13 protein-coding genes are annotated in these 18939 nt (G+C 72.2%); 8 read left to right on the top strand and 5 right to left on the bottom strand.

Going from position 1 to position 18939, the window contains the following annotated elements; all coding sequences use genetic code 11:
- The first annotated feature begins 43 nt into the window (after window positions 1–43).
- A complete protein-coding gene (locus ACLBYB_RS24190; protein ID WP_447700307.1) occupies window positions 44–2866 on the top strand; it encodes a hypothetical protein in 2823 nt (940 codons plus the stop codon).
- A gap of 819 nt (window positions 2867–3685) precedes the next feature.
- Here the strand turns inward: ACLBYB_RS24190 and ACLBYB_RS24185 are convergent.
- Entirely contained in the window at window positions 3686–3904 is a 219-nt protein-coding gene (locus ACLBYB_RS24185) for a hypothetical protein (RefSeq protein ID WP_020095876.1), read from the bottom strand.
- 261 nt (window positions 3905–4165) lie between these two features.
- Here ACLBYB_RS24185 and ACLBYB_RS24180 point away from each other — a divergent pair, with 261 nt between their 5' ends.
- Window positions 4166–4831, top strand: a complete 666-nt coding sequence (locus ACLBYB_RS24180) for a phosphatase PAP2 family protein (protein WP_447700306.1) — start codon at window positions 4166–4168, stop codon at window positions 4829–4831.
- 14 nt (window positions 4832–4845) lie between these two features.
- Here ACLBYB_RS24180 and ACLBYB_RS24175 read toward each other — a convergent pair whose 3' ends face one another.
- Window positions 4846–5007 carry a DUF1127 domain-containing protein gene (locus ACLBYB_RS24175; protein WP_244540816.1) on the bottom strand — a complete coding sequence of 54 codons (162 nt, stop codon included), beginning with the start codon at window positions 5005–5007 and terminating at the stop codon, window positions 4846–4848.
- A 384-nt stretch (window positions 5008–5391) separates the two neighbouring features.
- Between ACLBYB_RS24175 and ACLBYB_RS24170 the strand changes: the two genes are divergently transcribed.
- The 5 genes from ACLBYB_RS24170 to ACLBYB_RS24150 are packed head-to-tail and all read left to right on the top strand — an operon-like array spanning window position 5392 to window position 10079.
- Window positions 5392–5889: a MarR family winged helix-turn-helix transcriptional regulator gene (locus ACLBYB_RS24170; protein ID WP_447700305.1), complete on the top strand. Its 498-nt coding sequence runs from the start codon at window positions 5392–5394 to the stop codon at window positions 5887–5889.
- Window positions 5886–7928, top strand: a complete 2043-nt coding sequence (locus ACLBYB_RS24165) for an FUSC family protein (RefSeq protein WP_447700304.1) — start codon at window positions 5886–5888, stop codon at window positions 7926–7928. Before ACLBYB_RS24170 ends, ACLBYB_RS24165 begins: the two co-directional genes overlap by 4 nt.
- A complete protein-coding gene (locus ACLBYB_RS24160) occupies window positions 7925–8134 on the top strand; it encodes a DUF1656 domain-containing protein (protein WP_056524255.1) in 210 nt (69 codons plus the stop codon). Before ACLBYB_RS24165 ends, ACLBYB_RS24160 begins: the two co-directional genes overlap by 4 nt.
- 57 nt (window positions 8135–8191) lie before the next feature.
- Window positions 8192–9139: an efflux RND transporter periplasmic adaptor subunit gene (locus ACLBYB_RS24155; RefSeq protein WP_020095882.1), complete on the top strand. Its 948-nt coding sequence runs from the start codon at window positions 8192–8194 to the stop codon at window positions 9137–9139.
- A gap of 52 nt (window positions 9140–9191) precedes the next feature.
- Window positions 9192–10079: a VOC family protein gene (locus ACLBYB_RS24150; protein WP_447700303.1), complete on the top strand. Its 888-nt coding sequence runs from the start codon at window positions 9192–9194 to the stop codon at window positions 10077–10079.
- Window positions 10080–10327: 248 nt separating this feature from the next.
- On the opposite strand, the gene ACLBYB_RS24145 is transcribed toward ACLBYB_RS24150, so the two are convergent.
- The 3 genes from ACLBYB_RS24145 to ACLBYB_RS24135 form a co-directional block, all read right to left on the bottom strand.
- Complete coding sequence (locus ACLBYB_RS24145) at window positions 10328–10777, bottom strand: DUF6691 family protein (protein ID WP_042673736.1); 450 nt, start codon at window positions 10775–10777, stop codon at window positions 10328–10330.
- 3 nt (window positions 10778–10780) lie between these two features.
- Window positions 10781–11206 (bottom strand): YeeE/YedE family protein, encoded by a 426-nt coding sequence (locus ACLBYB_RS24140; protein ID WP_447700302.1) that lies wholly within the window; start codon window positions 11204–11206, stop codon window positions 10781–10783.
- 315 nt (window positions 11207–11521) lie between these two features.
- The gene (locus ACLBYB_RS24135; RefSeq protein WP_020095886.1) at window positions 11522–11845 is read right to left on the bottom strand and encodes an ArsR/SmtB family transcription factor; all 324 of its coding nucleotides are present in this window, start codon (window positions 11843–11845) and stop codon (window positions 11522–11524) included.
- A gap of 599 nt (window positions 11846–12444) precedes the next feature.
- Here ACLBYB_RS24135 and ACLBYB_RS24130 point away from each other — a divergent pair.
- Entirely contained in the window at window positions 12445–18804 is a 6360-nt protein-coding gene (locus tag ACLBYB_RS24130; protein WP_447700301.1) for an autotransporter outer membrane beta-barrel domain-containing protein, read from the top strand.
- Window positions 18805–18939 lie beyond the last annotated feature (135 nt).

The raw sequence follows: 18939 nt of genomic DNA, 5'->3' as shown, positions 1-18939 counted from the left end.
CGGTCCGGCACCGCGCGGGCGATAGCGGGCGATAGGAGGAGCGATGAGCGCCAGTGTCGCGGACATCCAGGCGGATGCCTCTCCCCACCATCTGCCCGCCCTGACGACGGGCCGGGACGCGTGGTTCCTCGACACTGAGCAGGCGCTCGCGGAGGAGATGGATCATTTCTGCGGGCCGCCGGAGCCCGGCGATCGCGCGCCCTGGCAGGCGCGGGCCGACCAGGCCCGGCTCGCCGCCCTGTGCCTGTCCGGCGGCGGGATCCGCAGCGCCACCTTCTGCCTCGGCGCCCTGCAGGCCCTGGCCAGCCGGCGAATGCTCGGCGAGTTCCACTACCTGTCGACGGTATCGGGGGGCGGTTTCGCCGGCGGCTGGTTGCAGACGTTCATCCGTCAGTGCGGCAGCATCGCCGAGGCCGAGCGCCAGCTCGGCGGCTCGGGCAACGAGATCTTCGCCAAGCTGCGGCGCTACACGAACTACCTGACCCCGGAAGTCGGGATCCTGTCGCGCGACACCTGGGCCGGCATCGTTCTCTACATCCGGAACACGATCCTCAACTGGTTGATCATCTTCCCGCTGCTGCTGTTCGTCCCCCTCGCGCTGCTCGCCTACCGGACGGCGCTCGAGGCTGCGAGCGGCAGCACGCTGTGGCTGCCCCTGGTGCTCGGCAGCGCGGCGCTGTTCGTCGCGACGTTCAGCGCCTGCACCCTCCTGCCGAGCCATCGGCCGCGGATAGGCGGCGTCACGGCGTACGCCTCCCCGGCGCGGATCGCGGCCTGCATCATCGCGCCGACCTGCGTCTGGGCCCTCGCGCTGCCGTTCACGCTCCGCGCGCTGTTCGAGCAGCCGCTGCCGGTCTCGGGCCTCTCCCTGTGCCGCCTGGGCCTCGCCTACTTCGCCGTGCAGGTCGCGGCCTATCTCAGCGGCCTGATCTGGCAGACCTCGAAGGGCCATCCGGGCCTCTGGCTGTACGAGCGGAATCTCGGTCCCTGGCTCGCCAGCAGCCTCGTCTCGGCCGGGCTGATCTGCGTCTGCGCCGACGCGTCCATCGGCTGGCTGGTCGGTGGCTCCGCTGCCGGCTTCGACGCCGCGAAGGCCGAGGTCTCTCAGATCCTGACGGTCGCGGCCCCGCCGGCGCTGATCGTCATCCACCTTCTCCAGAGCGTCATCTTCATCGGGTTCCGGAAGAGCGCCGAGTGCGCCGACCTCGACCGCGAGTGGGTCGCGCGGGTCGACGGCCAATTCCTGCTGGCCGCGATGGGCTGGACAGGCCTGTGCCTGTGCTGCCTCGTCCTGTCCGCCGACGCCCTCGGCCGCCAGGACGCGCAGATCCCCGCCCTGTTCGGCGCGCTCGGCGCCCTCGCCACCGGCCCGGCCGCCGCCTTCCTGGGCAAGCAGGTCTTCGTCCGCGCGCAGTCCCTGGCCGCCAAGGGACGCATGGACGACCTCGTGATGATCGGCCTCAGCGCGATGGCGGCGGTCTTCGGGATCAGCCTGTTCGCCCTGATGGGCTGGTGCCTCGGCCGCTTCCTCGGCCAGGCGCACGATTGGTGGGGCAACTGCCTGCTGCCGCGCCGGGCGCTCGGCGGCGCGGACACCGGCGCGGATGCCGGCTCCGTCTGCGGCATCAACCCCTACGGCATGATCGTGATCCTGGACGTCGCGGTGGCGGCAATCCTGGCCGGGGCCGTCTGGCTGTTCGGCCGCGTCAACGTCAACCGCTTCTCCATGCACGGCGTCTACCGCAACCGCCTGACCCGGGGCTTCCTCGGCTCGGCGCGGACGCGGCGCGACGCCGATCCGTTCACGGACTTCGACGAGGAGGACAGCCCGCGCATCGCCGATCTCGGGACCGAGAAGCGGCTGCTGCCCGTCGTCAACATGACGCTCAATCTGACGGATCTCCTCCACACCGAGTGGGCGGAGCGGAAGGCCGCCTCGTTCACCGCGACACCCTTCGCCTGCGGCTCGGCGATCCTCGACCGCGCCGACAGGGCGCGCGACCGGCCCGGCACCGTCGGCCCGCGCGGGGCCTACATCCGCACGTCGCAATATGCCGGGATGGAGACCCCGGGCGACCGTGTCAGCGCGGGCCGAGGGCCGCTGCTGGGCGGTCTGCTGACGATCTCCGGGGCGGCGGTCAGCCCGAACTGGGGCTATCACTCGTCGCGCCTGATCGCGTTCCTGATGACCCTGTTCAACGTCCGGCTCGGCGCCTGGCTGCCCAACCCCGCGGTGGCGCGCCGGGACGACCTCAAGCTCGCGAAGCCGAGGAACTCCGTGCTCGCGCTCCTGAGCGAGCTCGGCGGCCGCAGCACCGATGTCCGGCAGGCGATCTACCTCTCGGATGGCGGCCATTTCGACAATCTCGGCGTCTACGAGATGCTGCGGCGGCGCTGCGCGCGGATCGTGGTGATCGACGCGGGCCAGGACGAACGCTGCACGTTCTTCGACCTCGGCAACGTGATCCGGAAGGCCGAGGTGGACGGGCTGGCGAAGGTCCAGATGGGCGAGATGCGCATTCTCCCCCGCGCGACGATCGAGCGCGAGGGCAAGCGTGCCGGTGCGCTGGGCTACGCGCGGGGTACGATCGCGTATCCGGGGGCCCGCGACGCGGCCTCGCTGATCTACATCAAGCCGAGCTTCCTCGACGACATCCCCGCCGAAGTCCGCGCCTACGGCGCCACCAGCCCGGCCTTCCCGCACGAGAGCACGGCCAACCAGTGGTTCTCGGAGAGCCAGTTCGAGAGCTATCGCGCCCTGGGCTACTACCAGGTCAGCAAGATGTTCGGCTCGCAGCTCACGACCTTGTCGGACTGGTCCGTGTATCTCGACAGCGAGATCGGGCGCCGGACCGCGGATTCCTAGCGCGGGCGACGCCGGACGCGCGCACCTCCCGATCACGGTCGCTCGGCCGAACGCTGCGGCCGCGCGGACGCGCAGGTCCGGGACGACCGGCGCCGGGGTGGGGTGTCCGTCGCGCCGGCCGCGCCCCGGCGGCGGCGCGTCGTAGCAGAGCGGAAGATCAGTTCCTTCCGGGGCGGTCAAAGCGCAGGAAAGCCGATGCCGATCCGGCCGCGCTCAGGATCTCGGCACATCGTTCAAGGCATCGCGGCTCGACCAGAGCGCCCCCTGTCCGCGGCATCCCGAGCGCCGCCCGGCCGGCGGGGCAGGGAAGTCCTTCGAACCCGCGCGCGGTCTGTGTCGAGCCGGCCACCGTCTGCCACGAGACCGAGCGGCCGAAGCTGATCGGGGCCGGGATTATTTCGTGCGCAAGCCAGATCGGTGAAGCGAGGGACGTGGAAACTCTATTGCGCGGCCCGATCAGGGCATCGATTGAGAAATCTACGTAAACTTGCGCGCTGCAGAGGCGCGGAATCGATCAAATGATGGATGCGTTAATTGAAAGTAGCTGCTAGGACACGTCGTGATGTCGTGCGGAGGAGCGGATGCGCTACCGGGCCGTAAGTGTCTTGGATGTGTCGGCGATGGCTTCGGAAGAGAACCCGACGGACGAGACCCTCATGCTCCGCGAGCACATCCGCCGTATCCTGCGCAAGCTCTCCCGCGCGCGGGCCGAGCTTCAGTACAGCTGAACGGCGCGGGGCATGCCGGCATCGGTGCGGATCGCCGCGCCCGCACCGTCGCGATGCGCGGCGTCGCGCGCCGGTCCGAGCCTCCGCGGTCTCACGAGGTGACGTCGGTGTCGTGGCGGCTCGGCGCGGGTTCGACGTCGCGACAGGACGGGGTGTAGGCGCACCAGCCGCACTGCCCGAGGTCGGCAGCCCGGGGCGCGTTCCACTGCGAGCACAGCGGGCAGACCTTCAGCACCAGCTTGGCGCCGTGCGCGAAGGCCAGACCGCGGCCGCGGAACGTGACTCTACCCTGGGGGAGATCAGTGGACATCGTCGCCCTGACTGTAACACAGGTTAGTCACTGGAACCTGTCCAATCTGTCCGATTCCGTCAACTCCGGGCCGGCCTGACGGGTATTCGGGGCCGAGCCGCATGTCCGATTCCGCCGGTCCTGACTGAGATCCTGGCTCAGATCCTGGCCGATCCTCTCCATCCGCCGGGCCCGAGTTCAGGCGATCACGGCCTCTCCCGTCCGGACCGTGAGTTCGCCGACGCGGCGCGCGTCCCTGATCGGGCGCGGGTGCGGTGGCGGGTGCCGTTCGCGGGGGCCGCATCGAACGAACGCCCGTCGGGCGCGTTTATGGCCATGCTTGCGCGATCCCCGAACAGACCGTCCGACGTCAGAGCACGCGACACCGCCAACCGGTTCGAGGCGGCCGACGTCGCCCTCGGCGTCGGGCTGGCACGCGCGAAAGACCACCCCGTCGTTCGAACGGTGGGGACGGCGAGCGAGATCGGGAGCTGGCAGTCCCTGCTCTCGCTGTCTGCCGGCACCCTCGTCCTGGGGCTCATGGTGCGCGATCGCCGGATGGCGGAAGCGGGGCGGCACATGCTGCAAGCCGGTCTCCTGGCCGGTGTCGTCAAGACGAGCTTGAAGCGGGCGGTGCATCGGACGCGGCCGAACGTCCTGATGGACGAGGGGGTCTACGTGCGGGGATGGCCGGGAACGGGCATCGGTCCGTGGCAATCCTTCCCCTCGGGTCATTCCGCCCTGAGCACCGCCGTCGCGCGCGCCGCCGCGCGCGCCTATCCGGAGATCAGGGGACCGTCCTACGCCGCCGCGGCCGGCGTCGTCACGGCGCAGGTTCTCCGCGGGGCGCACTTCCCCGCCGACGTGCTGGCGGGTGCCGTCATCGGCATCGCCGCGGAGTTCGCCGTCGACCGCCTGACACGCGACCGGCGCAGGTCGCCGCGCTGACGGCGCCGGGATCCTCAGGCCCCGCCTCTCCGCACGGACCGCGCCGAGGCGATGCGCTTCACGTCACAGCCGACGAGATCGAGATCCGCGAGGTCGCGCTCGCTGAACGACGCGAGTTCGCTCCGCGCGCGACGGCAGTCGAGCCATCGCCTGATGAGGGAGAACGGAGCCGTCATCTGATCCTCCTGACCTGCGGAGGCTGACATGCCCTGTGCGCCGCTCCGCGACCGTGACGAAGGTCACGGACGCCCGGACGCCTGGCCCGTCGCATGGGCGGGAAGGTGGGAGCCCCCCGGCCGCACACGCCGCGTTGCCGGGGCGTCCCAGGTGGAGACGGCGCCGGTGTCGGCTCATCGGCCGCGAGGGGCGCATCGCCGAGGCCGGCGTCGCGTTCCTCGCGGACCGGGCTTCCGGCCTCGAAGATCCGCGGGCTGGACCACCGCGCGTTGTGGCCCGCCGGCGCGCGCCCTTGAACAGCGCCGCGCCAATCGATAGGTTACTATCAATATCGGTGCGGGGCCGCCCGATGCGCGTCACCACGATCCGCCGGGAGGCTTGAGATGGCAGCCAAGACCCTGCGGCAGCTCCGTCTGGCCTACACCCACACGCTGCTGCTCTCCGGACGTCAGTGGCGGCGCCTGGCCAACGCGGCGACCGAGGCGCACGGCATCTCGGAGGCCAAGGCCCTGCCGCTGGTGCTGATCGCCCGCATGGGCGGCGAGCCGCGCCAGACCACCCTGGCGGACGCGATCGGCATCGAGGGGCCGTCGCTGGTGCGGCTCCTGGATCAACTGGAGAAGGCGGACCTCGTCGCGCGCCGGGAGGACCCCACCGACCGCCGCGCGAAGGTGCTGACCCTGACGCCCGCGGGACAGGCGGTCGTCGCGCGGATCGAGGCGGATCTCGAGCGCCTCAGGGAGACGGTGTTCGCGACCGTGAGCGCCGCGGACCTGGAGGCCGGCCTGCGGGTGTTCCAGGCCCTGCAGGATCATCTCCGCGGCGAGGCCGGGCTCGACGGGGCGGAGTCCGGGGCGCGTCGCGGCGAGGCCGCGGAATGACGCTCCCCGGCTGGCGCGACTGGGCCTTCGCGCTCAAGACCTTCGGTGCCGGCATGCTGGCCCTGTTCCTGGCGTTCTGGATCGATCTGCCGAACCCCTACTGGGCGCTCGGCACCGTCTACATCACCAGCCAGGTGCTGGCCGGTGCCACCCGCTCCAAGGCGCTCTACCGGGTGCTCGGCACCCTGCTCGGGGCCGTGGTCACGGTCGCCCTCGTGCCGAACCTCGTGAATGCGCCGGAACTCCTGACGCTCGCCATCGCGACCTGGGTCGCGACGTGCCTGTACTTCTCCCTCCTCGACCGGACCCCGCGCAGCTACCTGATGATGCTCGGCGGCTACACGGCGGCGCTGATCGGCTTCCCGGCCGTGGGCGATCCCGGGACGATGTTCGATGTCGCGGTGGCCCGGGCCGAGGAGATCACCCTCGGCATCCTCTGCGCCAGCCTCGTGAACACGATCGTGCTGCCGCAATCGGTGGCGCCGGTGATCTCCGGCCGGCTCGACCTCTGGCTGCGCGACGCGCGGGGCTGGGTCATCGACGTCCTCGGCCGCACCCGCGAGACGACGGACACGCAGGCCACCCGGCTGAAGCTGGCCTCGGACGCGGTCGCGTTCGATGCCCTGGCGACGCCGCTGCGCTACGACATGACCGGCGCGGAACGCTCGGCGGATGCCATGGCGACCCTGCGCCAGCACATGCTGATGTTCCTGCCCATCGCCTCGGCGGTCTCGGACCGCATCGAGACGCTGGAGCGGGCGAGCGCGCTGCCGCAGCGCCTGCGCACCCTCCTCGACGCCATGGCCGCCTGGCTCGCCTCCGGAACCACCGAACAGGCCGAGGCCGACCGCCTGAAGGCCGAGGCGGACGCCCTCGAACCCGGGCTCGGGGAGCGGCCGTCCTGGGACGCCCTCGTGCTGGCGAGCCTCCTGGCGCGGCTGCGCGACTTCATCGACCTGCGCCAGGACGCCCGGATCCTGCAGCGGCACATCGCGGACGGGACGCCGGTCACCGAGGACCTGACCTTCCGGTACACCGCGGCGGCACGCACGATCCGCCACCGCGACCACGGCATGGCGCTGCTGTCGGCCCTGGGCGTGTTCCTGACCATCCTGGTCACCTGCGCGATCTGGATCGCGACCGGATGGCCGCACGGCTCGGCCGCCCCGATGATGGCCGCGGTCGGCTGCTGCTTCTTCGCCGCCCAGGACGATCCCGCCCCGTTCATCGTAAGCTTCGCCAACTCGGCCATCGTCGGCGCCTTGGGGGCGGGCGCCTACCTGTTCGCGGTCCTGCCGCTGGCCACTACCTTCGAGATGCTGGCCCTGGCGCTGTCGCCGGCCCTCCTGGCCTGCGGGGTGTTCATGGCCCAGCCGAGGACCGCGCCCCTGGCGATGGGCGCGGCGGTCAACGGCTCGGCCATGATCGCCCTCCAGGGCAGCTACACGGGGGACTTCGCGGCCTTCACCAACGCCTCCGTCGCGGTCATCGTCGGCATGTGGGTCGCGGCCATCGTCACGCGCCTCGTCCGCTCGGTCGGCGCCGGCTGGTCGGCGCGGCGCCTGCGGGCCGTCAACCGCCGCAGCCTCGCCCGCGCCGCCGGGCGCCAGGGCGCGCAGAACGGTCTCGAACTCGCCGCGCTGATGCTCGACCGGGTCGGCCTGATCGCGCCGCGGCTGGCCGCCCTGCCGTCCGACGACGCGGAATGGACCGCCGACCTCCTCGCCGAGGTCCGGGTCGGCATCAACGTCGTGGAACTGCGGCGCGACCGGCGGCAGCTCTCGGAGCCGGCCCGGGCGGCGGTCGAAGCACTCCTCGTCGCGCTGTCGCGGCACTTCGCGGCCGAGCCGGGAAAGCCCGCCCCCGGCCTGCTCGATGCCGTCGACGGGGCCCTCGACGCCGTCTCCCGCGACGCGCGGCGGGCGGCCGGCCGGGCCGCGCTGATGGGTCTCGTCGGCGTCCGGCGCGGCCTGTTCCCGGACGCGCCGCCCTACCGGTCGACGCTGCCCACCACCACGCATCCGGAGCTCGCGGCATGACGGGTGAACTCGACCTGTACGGTGTGTTCGTGCCGAGCCTCGCGGCCTGGATGCTGATCGCCTTCGCCCTGAGCCTGCTCCTGCGGCGGGTGCTGGCCCGAACCGGGTTCTACCGCATGGTCTGGCACCGGCCCCTGTTCGACCTCGCCCTCTACGTCGTGCTCCTCGGCCTCGTCGTCTCGGTCGCGGTCCCTCTCACATCCTGACCGGCGGGCTCGTCCGGCCGCCCGGTCTCGCCCTGCCCACACCTTCCGGATCCCTCCATGCCCCGGCTTCTCGCCCTCTCGTTCCGCCTCCTCGTCACCCTCGGGACGGTCGCCGCCGCGATCGTCGTCGGGCTGGCGCTGTGGGACTACTACATGGAGGCGCCGTGGACCCGCGACGGGCGCGTGCGCGCCGACGTGGTGCAGGTGGCCCCCGACGTCTCCGGCCTCGTCACCGAGGTGCTGGTGGCGGACAACCAGGTGGTGAAGCGGGGCGACGTGCTGTTCCGCATCGATCCCGAGCGCTTCGATCTCGCCCTGCGCCAGGCGGAGGCGGTGGTCGAGGGCAAGCAGGCGACCGCCGAGCGGGCCGCGGCCGACTACGTCCGCTATCAGAAGCTCAGCGACGCCGCCGCGTCCCAGCAGAGGGTCGAGGCCGCCCGGGCGACCGACCTGGAGGCCAGGGCGGCGTACGGGCAGGCGGTGGCCGACCGTGACCTCGCCAAGCTCAACCTCGAACGCTCCGCGGTGAAGGCCGCGGTCAACGGGCGCATCACCAACATGGAGCTGCGTCCCGGCACCTACGTGTCCACCGGGCGGGGCGTGATGGCGCTCATCGACAGCGACACGCTGCGCGTCGAGGGCTATTTCGAGGAGACGAAGCTCCCGCGCATCCATGTCGGCGACAAGGCCAGCGTCCGCCTGATGGGCGAGACGTCGACGCTGAACGGCCGCGTGGAGAGCTTCGCGGGCGGCATCGAGGACCGCGAGCGCACGGCGGGCTCGAACCTGCTGGCCAGCGTCAACCCGACCTTCGCCTGGGTCCGGCTGGCCCAGCGCATCCCGGTGCGGATCAAGCTGGACGACGTTCCCGACGAGACCCGCCTGGTCGCGGGCCGCACGGCGACGGTCGCGGTCGCGTCCGAGGGCGGGACCCCGCATTTCAGCCTGTTCGGATCCTGGCGCGGGGCGCCGGAGCCCGCCGCCCGGGAGACGAGAAGCCGCTGAGGACCGGCCGGCGATCCCACCTGCCGGACGGACAGAGATCGGGAGACGAACCATGGCGACACCCGCTTCGAGCCGGCCCCAGGCCGGGCCGGACCGCGTCCTGGCCGAGGCGCCGTACCGGATCGGTGCGGTGACCCTGGCCGTGCACGACCTCGACGCGCTCACGCGGTTCTACCGGGACATCATCGGGCTCGGCATCCTCTCGGAGACCGAGAGTGCCGTGCAGCTCGGGACGGGCGACGCGACGCGCCTCATCCTGCGCCGTGACCCGAACGCGCGGTCACGGGACCCGCGCGAGGCCGGCCTGTTCCACACGGCGTTCCTCCTGCCCGACCGGAGTGACCTCGGTGCCTGGCTCCTGCACGCGGAGAGGCACGGCATCGCGCTCACGGGCGCCGCCGACCACCTCGTGAGCGAGGCCGTCTACCTCGACGATCCGGAAGGCAACGGCATCGAGATCTACGTCGATCGCCCGGCATCGGCGTGGCCGCGTGCGTCGGACGGTTCGGTCGTGATGCGCAACGAACGGCTCGATCAGGCGGGGATCGTCGGTGCCGCGACACGTCCCTGGTCGGCGATGCCGGCCGCCGCCTGCGTCGGGCACGTCCATCTCCAGGTGGGCGACCTCGGAGCGGCAGAGCGCTTCTACGCGAACCTGCTCGGCTTCGACGTGATGTGCCGCTATCCGGGGGCCCTGTTCCTCGGCTCCGGCGGCTACCACCATCAGCTGGCCGGCAACGTCTGGAACAGCCGCGGTGCGGCCGTCAGATCCGAGGGGCGGACGGGCCTCGCCGAGGTGCTGCTGCTGGTCGATCGACCGACCCTGGCATCGACGGGAGACCGTCTGCGCGAGGCCGGCGCGCCCCTCGGCGCGGACGACGGCGCGCTCGTTGTCCGCGATCCCTGGGGCATCGCTCTGCGGCTCCAGCCCACCGACTGACAGCGCCGCCGACGCTCCGTCGGGCGCGATGCGCGGAGCGCGAGACCCGAAGGCTGGAGCCGCATCGCCGTCGCGGCCGCCACCATCGGAGCGATGGCGGATTCCGGCCCCGAGCCGCGTCCGCCGCGCCCGCAGAGCGTCGCCTTGAGGCTGTCGGACCGCGAGCGCACGGCGACGCCGGCACGCGGGCGACATGGCGGGAGCGTCCGATCCCGACGCAGCGTACCCGCTCGCCCGAGCGGTGCGCTTCAGGCGCCGGCTCCCGGCACGGCCTTCGGCTTCGGACGCACCGGCGGCACGAGGCGGAACAGCAGCATGCCGGCGACCATCGCCGCCACGAAGGTCAGGGCCTCGGCCGGGGCCACCGTCAGGATGGTGAGGGCGGGGCCGGGGCAGAGGCCGACCAGGCCCCAGCCGAGGCCGAAGATCGCGGCCCCGGCGATGAGACGCAGGTCGAGGTCGCGCCGGGTCGGGACATCGAACCTGGGCGCGAGCACCGGCCGGCCGCGCCGCAGCGCCAGGCGGTAACCGGCGGCCGAGACCGCGACGGCACCCGCCATGACGAGGGCGAGGCTCGGGTCCCAGCGGCCCGTCACGTCGAGGAAGGCGCGCACCTTGGCCGGGTCGGCCATGCCCGAGACGAGGAGGCCGAGGCCGAACAGGAGACCGACGGCGAGGGCGGAGACGGTCTTGGCCATGGCTCAGGCTCCGACGAGACGCCGCGCGACGAGGACGGTGAAGATCGCGACGGTCATGAACGTGCCGGTGGCGGCCAGCGAGCGGGGCGAGCCGCGGCCTATGCCGCAGACGCCGTGGCCGCTGGTGCAGCCGGATCCGAGGCGCGCGCCGAAGCCGACCAGCAGGCCCGCGACCACGAGGAGCGGGAACGACGCCCCGATCGTCACCGGCGGCAGGTCGCCCCCGAGACCGCTGTAAGCGACCGGCGCCAGGACGAGGCCCGCCACGAAGGCGGCCCGCCAAGCGGTCCCGCGCGCGGGCGGGACCAAGAGGCTGCCGAGGATGCCGCTGATGCCGGCGACGCGCCCGTTGAGGAGGAGGAGGAGCGACGCGGATGCGCCGATCATCGCTCCGCCGAGAAGGGCGCCGACCGGGGTGAAGTGATCCATCTCGATCTGCCCACAGCTCCGGTCCAGGCGAGGCCCGGCTCGGCGGCGGAGAACGCTGTCCCGCGCGAGAACATTAGATGGTTCTTATTTAGCGCACCCTAATGTTCTGCGGCAAGCGCTGCGAGCGCCGGAGCGACGCGCCGGCCGGCTTCCCGGAGCGCGCGGGCTTCCTCCGCGATCGCCGCGCGCGACGGGCTGCAGGCTCGCTCTCGCCATCGCCGCGATGGCGTCACGCCGCAGCGGGCCGAGCCTGCGGCTGCGCAACCGGCCGGACCGTTCGGGACTCGCGGTGGAGATCCTGCGTGGCTGACGCGGTCAGGCGAGTTCCGGGCAGAAGATGTCCTTGAGGGTCGCCAGCACGCGGGCGACCCGGGGATCCTCCAGGCGGTAGTGAAGCGTCTGGCTCTCGCGCCGGTACGCGACCAGCCCGTCCTCCCGCAGCTTGGCGAGGTGCTGCGACAGGGCCGACTGGCTGAGTCCGACCGCCTCGGCGAGGCTCGTCACGTCCATCTCGCCGCGGGCGACCAGCAGGCACAGAATGAGCAGGCGCTTCTCGTTGGCGAGGAGACGGAGCAGACGGGCCGCGTCGCCGGCCCTGTCCTGAAGGCGCAGCAGTTCGTTCGGCGTGACGACGTCCATCGGTCCGGATCCGGGCGCTCTCAGGGTCTCTTATTTAGCGGATCCTAATATATCCGGGGCGTCGCCATTTGCCACGCCGACGCGCGCCTCGCCTCACCGAGCAGCCCGGCGAACGTGTCCGGTTCCGACGGCCGGCTACGGCGACGAGACCCGGCAGGACGGTCGTCGAGGGACAGCCGTCATTCCTGTTCCGTCTCCGGCCTGTGGCGGTGTGAAACGCGTCCCCCGACGGGGTGGGCAACGCCGACCGTCTGAAATCGACCGCACCTACATTGCTGCACCCGCGACGCGTGCAATTCGCTCCAGGCGCGGCCTCGAATATCTGAGGACATTCAAACATGGACTCAGATACTAAAAATCGTGAATTCACCAAGAAATATGGGTTCGGTCGCTGTCGGAAATATCGATCTCAGTCCGCACATTTGCTCCAGAATTGGGAAAAATAGGACCATCATCGGCCCGAAAGAGCGTTCTAAACGTTTTGTTAACCATGTGAGAGGAATGCATTCAAAACTTCGTGTGGACGATCGCTGGGTGCCCTGAGCCGCGAGGGCCCGGATTTATTTCTTGAGACAGCGGCGCAGAGAGACGCGTTCCTGATGGGTCACCGGCCAGGTCAGCTCTGTGTCCCACGCCGCGACCGGCAGATCCGCGATGGCGGACGGCTCGTCGTCGCGGCCACCACCGGCCTGGTCCTGGTCCTCGACCTGCCGGCGCGCGCCCTGGAGCGACCTCGGCCCGAGGTGGTGACCGCCACCAGCGGCCGCGATGGTAGAGCCAACGTCATCGCGTCGAATGTCGTCGCGACGGCCGGTGCTGACGGCCCTGACCTGTCCTTGATCAATGTCGATGCCGCGGCCGCCGGCAACGACCTCGCCGCGACGATCCGGACCGGTTCGGTGGGGGGAGCGGGCGGGCGCGGCGACGCGATCCCGGGGCTGGCATCCGTCCCGGGCGCGAGCGGTGGGCGCGGCGGTGCCGTCGCGGTGACGCTCGGAGAGGATGTGAGCGGAGAGGGGGATCAGGTCGGCTACACGACGCGCGCCCGCGTCTCCCAGCTCCAGTTCCGGCCGATCCCGCGGTTCTGGGTCTTCTCCCGGGGTGGGAACGGCGGCGACGCCCAGAAGGATGTCGGCGCCGGCGGCGATGCCGGGCCGGCGACCCTGACCCTGTCGTCCCGCGTCGCGACCGAGGGGCAGGCCTTCCTGGGGGTCCGGGTCAGTGCGGTCGGCGGCGATGCCGGCCGCGGGGGCACCGACGCCGACCAGACCGCCTCCAGACGGGGCGGCGCCGGCGGCGCGGCCGCGCTCACGGTGACACGCTCCGGGCAGGTGACGACCGACGGTGTCGGGGCGACCGCGGTGATCGTCGAGTCCATCGGCGGCGCGGGCTCGATCCGCGGGTCCGGGACCTTCTACAGCAACCCCTTCGTGACGCCGGGCGGCGCGGGCGGCACCGCGCGCCTCGACATGGCCGGGACCATCCGGACCTCCGGCGACTCTGCCCTCGGCGGCCTCGTCCAGAGCATCGGCGGCGACGGCGGGATACAGCCCGATGCCGGCGGCCGGCCCGGTGGCCGGGGCGGCGATGGCGGGACCGTGACGGTGACCCAGAGCGGCACGATCGTCACGGCGGGCGACTACGCCCTGGGCCTCGTGGCGCAATCGGTCGGCGGGCCGGGCGGCAAGGGCGGCGGCGGCGTGTTCGGCGGCGGCGGCGGGGGCGATGCCGCCCCGGGCGGATCGGTGACCCTGACCAACAGCGGGACGGTGACGACGTCCGGCGCCGGGGCGACCGGCCTCGTGGCGCAGAGCATCGGCGGCGGCAGCGCCCTCTCGGCCCTGCCGCTCGCGGCGCTCAACGTGGCGCCCGGGAGCGGCGGCGGTGCCGGAGGCATCTCGCTCTGGTTCGGCCGCGGTGGGGCCGGCGGGACCGGGGGCGCGGGCGGGACCGCGGAGATCGTCAACGCGGGTGGTCGGATCACGACCGAGGGCGACTCGGCCTTCGGGGCGTTGGTGCAGAGCATCGGTGGCAGCGGCGGCAGCGGTGGCGGCGCCTTCCCGGCCGGGGCCTTCTTCGCGGTCGGCCTGGGCGGCAGCGGCGGCGGCGGCGGTGATGGCGGTCTCGCGCGCTTCACCGGCCGGGCCGGCGCGATCGAGACCGGCGGGGCGGGATCGACGGCCGTGCTGGTGCAGAGCATCGGCGGCGGCGGCGGCGCCGGCGGCGACGTCAGGAGCATCGCGGTGGGCGCGGCGCTCTCCGCCTCGTGGGCGATCGGCGGATCCGGTGGCAAGGGGGGCAACGGCGGCGAGGCCCGCATCGAGAGCAGCAGCACCGTGACCACCGCCGGTCTCGGGGCGGACGGCCTGGCCGTCCTCAGCATCGGCGGCGGCGGCGGTGTCGGCGGCCTGGCCAGCGCGACGGCGATCACGACGCCCCTGGCCACGCCGAGCGGGCAGTCGCTGCCGAGCTTCGCTTTCTCCACCGCGATCGGCGGCTCGGGGGGCGACGGCGGCAATGGCGGCCCGGCGGGCGTGATCAATGCCGGCCGGGTCACCACCTACGGCGACGCGGCCGCGGGGCTGCTGGTCCTCAGCGTCGGCGGCGGCGGCGGGATCGGCGGCGATGCCGCCGCCTACGCGCTGGCGGTCGCTCCGCCGGGCCAGATGGCCGTGTCCGCCACCTCCACGCTGGGCGGGACGGGCGGCGGCGGCGGCAATGGCGGCACCGTCACCGCCGCGAATAGCGGCGCGGTGCGCACGTCCGGGGACGGCGCGATCGGCATCCAGGCCCAGAGCATCGGCGGGGGCGGCGGCAATGGCGGGGGCGCGACCGCGACGAGCAACAGCCTGAGCCTCAAGCAGAATGTCACGGTGGCGCGGAGCGTCGGCGGCACCGCGGGCGTCGCCGGGATCGGCGGCGCGGTCACGGTCACGCAGTCCGGCAGCGTCACCACCGGGGGAGCCGGCGCGGTCGGCATCCTCGCGCAGAGCATCGGTGGGGGCGGCGGCAACGGCGGCAACGCCGCGAGCCTAGCGGCCCCCGGCTTCTCCTTCGACAAGACCCTGAACGGCCTCGTCGGAAAGCTTCCGATCGCCGATACCCTCTCGGTGACGGAGACGATCGGCGGCGGGAAGGGCAAGGGCAATGTCGGCGGCGCGGTCACGGTGACGAACCGGGGCGCGATCACGACCGGGGGGTCGAACGCCCACGGCATCGAGGCGCAGAGCATCGGCGGCGGCGGCGGCAACGGCGGCACCGTGTCCGGATCGGCCGTCGGCAAGCTCACCGTCGGCCTGACGCTCGGCGGCCAGGGCGGCAGCGGCGGCAGCGGCGGGGACGTGACCGTCACCAATGCCGCCGCCGGCGCGATCGCGACCAGCGGCGACGGCTCGCACGGGATCGTGGCGCAGAGCGTCGGCGGCGGCGGCGGCATGGGCGGCAGCGTCGCGGCGCGTGACGTTTCCGACCCCGACACCGTCGGAACGATCTGGACGCAGATCAAGAAGACGATCGGTGTCGCCGCCTACCAGGAGTGGGCGAAGGACAAGGAGAACAAGGACGATCTCGATCGATTCCTGAAGGACATCAAGTCCAGCGACACGTACAAGGGCCTGGCGGATCAGCTCAAGAACTCGGATTTCGGCAAGGCGCTCAAGTCCTACAGCGGCAGCGTCTCGAGCTATCTGGACGCGCAGAAGAAGGGCGCCACCAAGCTGCCCGACGTGGCGTTCACCCTGTCGCTCGGCGGGAGCGGCGCGCAGGGCGGGAACGGCAGTACCGTCTCGGTCGAGAACGGCGGCACCGTCCGGACGATGGGGATCGGCGCGCACGGCATCCTGGCGCAGAGCATCGGCGGCGGCGGCGGCCAGGGCGGCCTCGCCTACGCGGAGGCGACCAACAGGACGACCGTGACGGCGACGCTGGGCGGCACGGGCGGCAGCGGCAACATCGGCGGCACGGCCAAGATCGTGAACACCGGTTCCGTCGCCACCGCGGACGATGCCGCCTACGGCCTCTACGCGCAGAGCATCGGCGGCGGCGGCGGCAACGGCGTCGGCGCCACGGTCGCCGGCAGCCAAGCGAACAAGGGCCTGACGCTCAACCTGACCGTCGGCGGATCGGGAGGGAACGGCGCCCGGGGCGGATCTGTCCAGGTCGATAACCGCGGCTCGGTGACCACCGCCGGGGCCGAGGCGCATGCCGTCGTCGCCCAGAGCATCGGCGGCGGTGGCGGAAGCTTCTCGGCGCCCTCCGCCGAGGCCGACGCCGACACCCCCGACGCCGACACCCCCGCCGCTGCGGCGGAGGGGACGAGATCATCCAAGGAGCCGGGCGCGAGCCAGGTTCAGAGCCAGACCAAGAGCGAGACGAAGGGCGGGACGAGGAGCGACGCCCAGGCGCTGGCGGACGCCCTGCTCGCCGCGCTCGACATCGAGCGGATCGCCCCACCGGAGGATCCGGCCGGCGTCTCCGAGAGATCCGGCAGCCTGACGCTCGGCGGCTCCGGGCGCGTGGCGGGCGACGGTGGCGGCGTGACGATCGTGCAATCCGGCACGGTCGCCACGACGGGCTTCGGGGCGGTGGGCATCCTGGCGCAGAGCATCGGCGGCGGCGGCGGTCTCGCCTCGGTGGCGGCCGGCCCGGGCGGCCACCGCTACACGTTCGGGATCGGCGGCGCGGGCGGCGCCTCGGGGAGCGGCGGCCCGGTCGCGGTGAGCCTGACCGCGGGCGCGCAGGTCTCCACCGTCGGCGACGCGGCGCCGGCGCTGCTGCTGCAGTCGATCGGCGGCGGCGGTGGCTACGGCGGCGCGCACCAGGCGATGGGATACGCGGTGCCCTACGCCCTGCGCGACGGGTCCGACGGCAACGGTGGGACGATCCGGGTGACGCTGGAGGAGGGCAGCGCGATCCGCACGTCGGGCACCCAGTCCCACGGCCTCCTCGCCCAGAGCCTCGGAGGCGGCGGCGGCCTGCTCCTGGACCTCACCGGCCCGGCCGCCGGGGCGTCGGGTCAGAGCCGTCTGAACGCGACCGGCAAGGGCGGCGACATCTCCGTCGCGTCGTCCGGATCGATCATCGCGTCGGGCCGCGACGCGAACGCGATCTTCGTCCAGTCCGGCGTCCAACGCACCGACGGGAGCCTCGAACCCGACCCGGAGCGGGGCGGCAGGATCAGCCTCCAGGTGAACGGCCTCGTCACGGGCGGCAGCGGCACCGGGGCGGCGATCCGCATCGACGGCGGGCGCTCCACTACGATCGTGATCGGCGGGCGCGCCGTGGTCAGCGCGGCTTCGGGCCGGGCCATCATCGGCGCGTTCTCCGCCGGCGAGATCAACAATTACGGCACCGTGATCGGCGACGTGGACCTGGCCGCCGGCCAGGCGGGGGGCGTCACCTTCGTCAACGGCGGTTTCCAGAACACGGGTGGGACCTCGGCGATCCTGCGCACCGGACCCGAAGGCGTCATCGCCCTGGGGCCGAACGGCCGCCTGCACAACAGCGCCACCCTCGACATCGGCGGCGTCGGCAAGGTCGCCCGAGCGACTGTGACCGGCAATTTCGAGCAGAGCGCGTACGGGCGGATGCTCGTCGACGTGGCGCCCCTGGCGCCGGAGGGGGCCCTGCGCGCCGATCTCCTCACCGTCACCGGCACCGCATCGCTGAAGGGCCTCGTCGAGCCGCATCTGATCGACGGGCTGCTGCCCGGCCGGTACGCCTTCCTCCGGGCCGGTCAGGTCGTGGAGAGCGGCGCCATGGCTGTCGGCAGCAGCCTCCATTCCGGCGCGGTTCCGATCTCCTGGTCGATCGTCGCGTCGGGCGACACCCTCTCCCTGGTCCCGAGAGCCCGGTTCACGGAGCCGACGGGCGTCACGCTCACGCCGGACCAGCGCAGCGTCGCACAGGGCCTGCAGGACGCCTGGGACGGCAATACCAGGCAGCTCGGAACGCTCTACGGGCGCTTCCTCTCGGTCGACAGCCAGAAGGCCTACGCCGCCGCCCTCGACGAGTTGAAGCCCGAGTCCAACCAGGACAGCCTGACCGACCGGACGCTCGACACCCGCAAAGGTCTTCAGCGGGCCATGAGCTGTCCGGCCTTCAGCGGCACCGGCACGCTCCTGCGTGAGGGCGAGTGTGTCTGGGGGCGGATCACGAGCGCCCACACGACCCTTTCCGCGACCGCGGAGGACGGCGGCTATCGCCAGACCGCCCTCAGCTACCAGACCGGCCTCCAGACCGAGTTCGCCCCTGACTGGTTCTTCGGTCTGACCGGCGCCTACACCCGCGCCATCCAGAGCGATCCCGACCGGATCACCGGGACGACCAGCGATGCCGGCGATGTCTCGGCGGCGCTCAAGCACCAGATCGGCCCCTGGCTGCTCGCGGCATCGGCCAATCTCGGATATTCCTGGGCCGAGAACAGGCGCCTGATCGACTTCGGCGGCGCCACGGCCACGGCGCGCAGCAAGTCCGGGATCCTCTCGTCGGGCGGGCGGCTGCGGGCAAGCTACCAAGTCCTGTTCGGCGATTGGTATCTCAAGCCCTACGCGGATCTGGATCTGCTCTACAGCTACAGTCCCGCCTATTCAGAGACCGGGGCCCTCGGCTTCAACCTCGACATGCGACCGGTCGCCAAGACGCTGGTGGCGTTCAGCCCGATGCTGGAGATCGGCGGCCGGATCGACCTCGATGCGGGGCGCTGGATCCGGCCTTACGGTATCCTCGGCGTGACGCTCCTCTCGGACGACCATTTCACCGGCAGGGCGAGCTTCCAGGGGACCGGCGCTCTCGGCCTGTTCGCTACGGAATCGTCGATCCCCGATCGCCTCGGCGAGATGGGGCTGGGCTTTCAGATCAGCCTCGGTGGCGGCATCGAGGTGACCGGCGAGTATCAGGGTCAAGTCGGCGATCACTTCCTCTCGCATGCGGGGACTGCTCGGATGCAGCTGCGCTTCTGAGCGCGACGTGGACCATTCCAGGGACGTCGCGTGGGCGGCGGTGACGAAGCGGGCGTGACGGACAGACCGGTGTGACCTGACCGACTGGCTCTGGACCGGGCTGATTGAGAGGATCGGCCAGGACCGAAGGAGTCG

This window comes from Methylobacterium sp. D54C (assembly GCF_053345595.1).
Note: the sequence above shows the minus strand (reverse complement) of the source record. Positions and strands in the feature narration are given on the sequence as shown.

What these genes read in the sequence shown, in the direction of transcription:
- ACLBYB_RS24190 (WP_447700307.1), top strand. Translation starts at nt 44, where the DNA reads ATGAGCGCCAGTGTCGCGGACATCCAGGCGGATGCCTCTCCCCACCAT.
- ACLBYB_RS24185 (WP_020095876.1), bottom strand. Translation starts at nt 3,904, where the DNA reads ATGTCCACTGATCTCCCCCAGGGTAGAGTCACGTTCCGCGGCCGCGGT.
- ACLBYB_RS24175 (WP_244540816.1), bottom strand. Translation starts at nt 5,007, where the DNA reads ATGACGGCTCCGTTCTCCCTCATCAGGCGATGGCTCGACTGCCGTCGC.
- ACLBYB_RS24170 (WP_447700305.1), top strand. Translation starts at nt 5,392, where the DNA reads ATGGCAGCCAAGACCCTGCGGCAGCTCCGTCTGGCCTACACCCACACG.
- ACLBYB_RS24165 (WP_447700304.1), top strand. Translation starts at nt 5,886, where the DNA reads ATGACGCTCCCCGGCTGGCGCGACTGGGCCTTCGCGCTCAAGACCTTC.
- ACLBYB_RS24160 (WP_056524255.1), top strand. Translation starts at nt 7,925, where the DNA reads ATGACGGGTGAACTCGACCTGTACGGTGTGTTCGTGCCGAGCCTCGCG.
- ACLBYB_RS24155 (WP_020095882.1), top strand. Translation starts at nt 8,192, where the DNA reads ATGCCCCGGCTTCTCGCCCTCTCGTTCCGCCTCCTCGTCACCCTCGGG.
- ACLBYB_RS24150 (WP_447700303.1), top strand. Translation starts at nt 9,192, where the DNA reads ATGGCGACACCCGCTTCGAGCCGGCCCCAGGCCGGGCCGGACCGCGTC.
- ACLBYB_RS24145 (WP_042673736.1), bottom strand. Translation starts at nt 10,777, where the DNA reads ATGGCCAAGACCGTCTCCGCCCTCGCCGTCGGTCTCCTGTTCGGCCTC.
- ACLBYB_RS24140 (WP_447700302.1), bottom strand. Translation starts at nt 11,206, where the DNA reads ATGGATCACTTCACCCCGGTCGGCGCCCTTCTCGGCGGAGCGATGATC.
- ACLBYB_RS24135 (WP_020095886.1), bottom strand. Translation starts at nt 11,845, where the DNA reads ATGGACGTCGTCACGCCGAACGAACTGCTGCGCCTTCAGGACAGGGCC.
- ACLBYB_RS24130 (WP_447700301.1), top strand. Translation starts at nt 12,445, where the DNA reads ATGGGTCACCGGCCAGGTCAGCTCTGTGTCCCACGCCGCGACCGGCAG.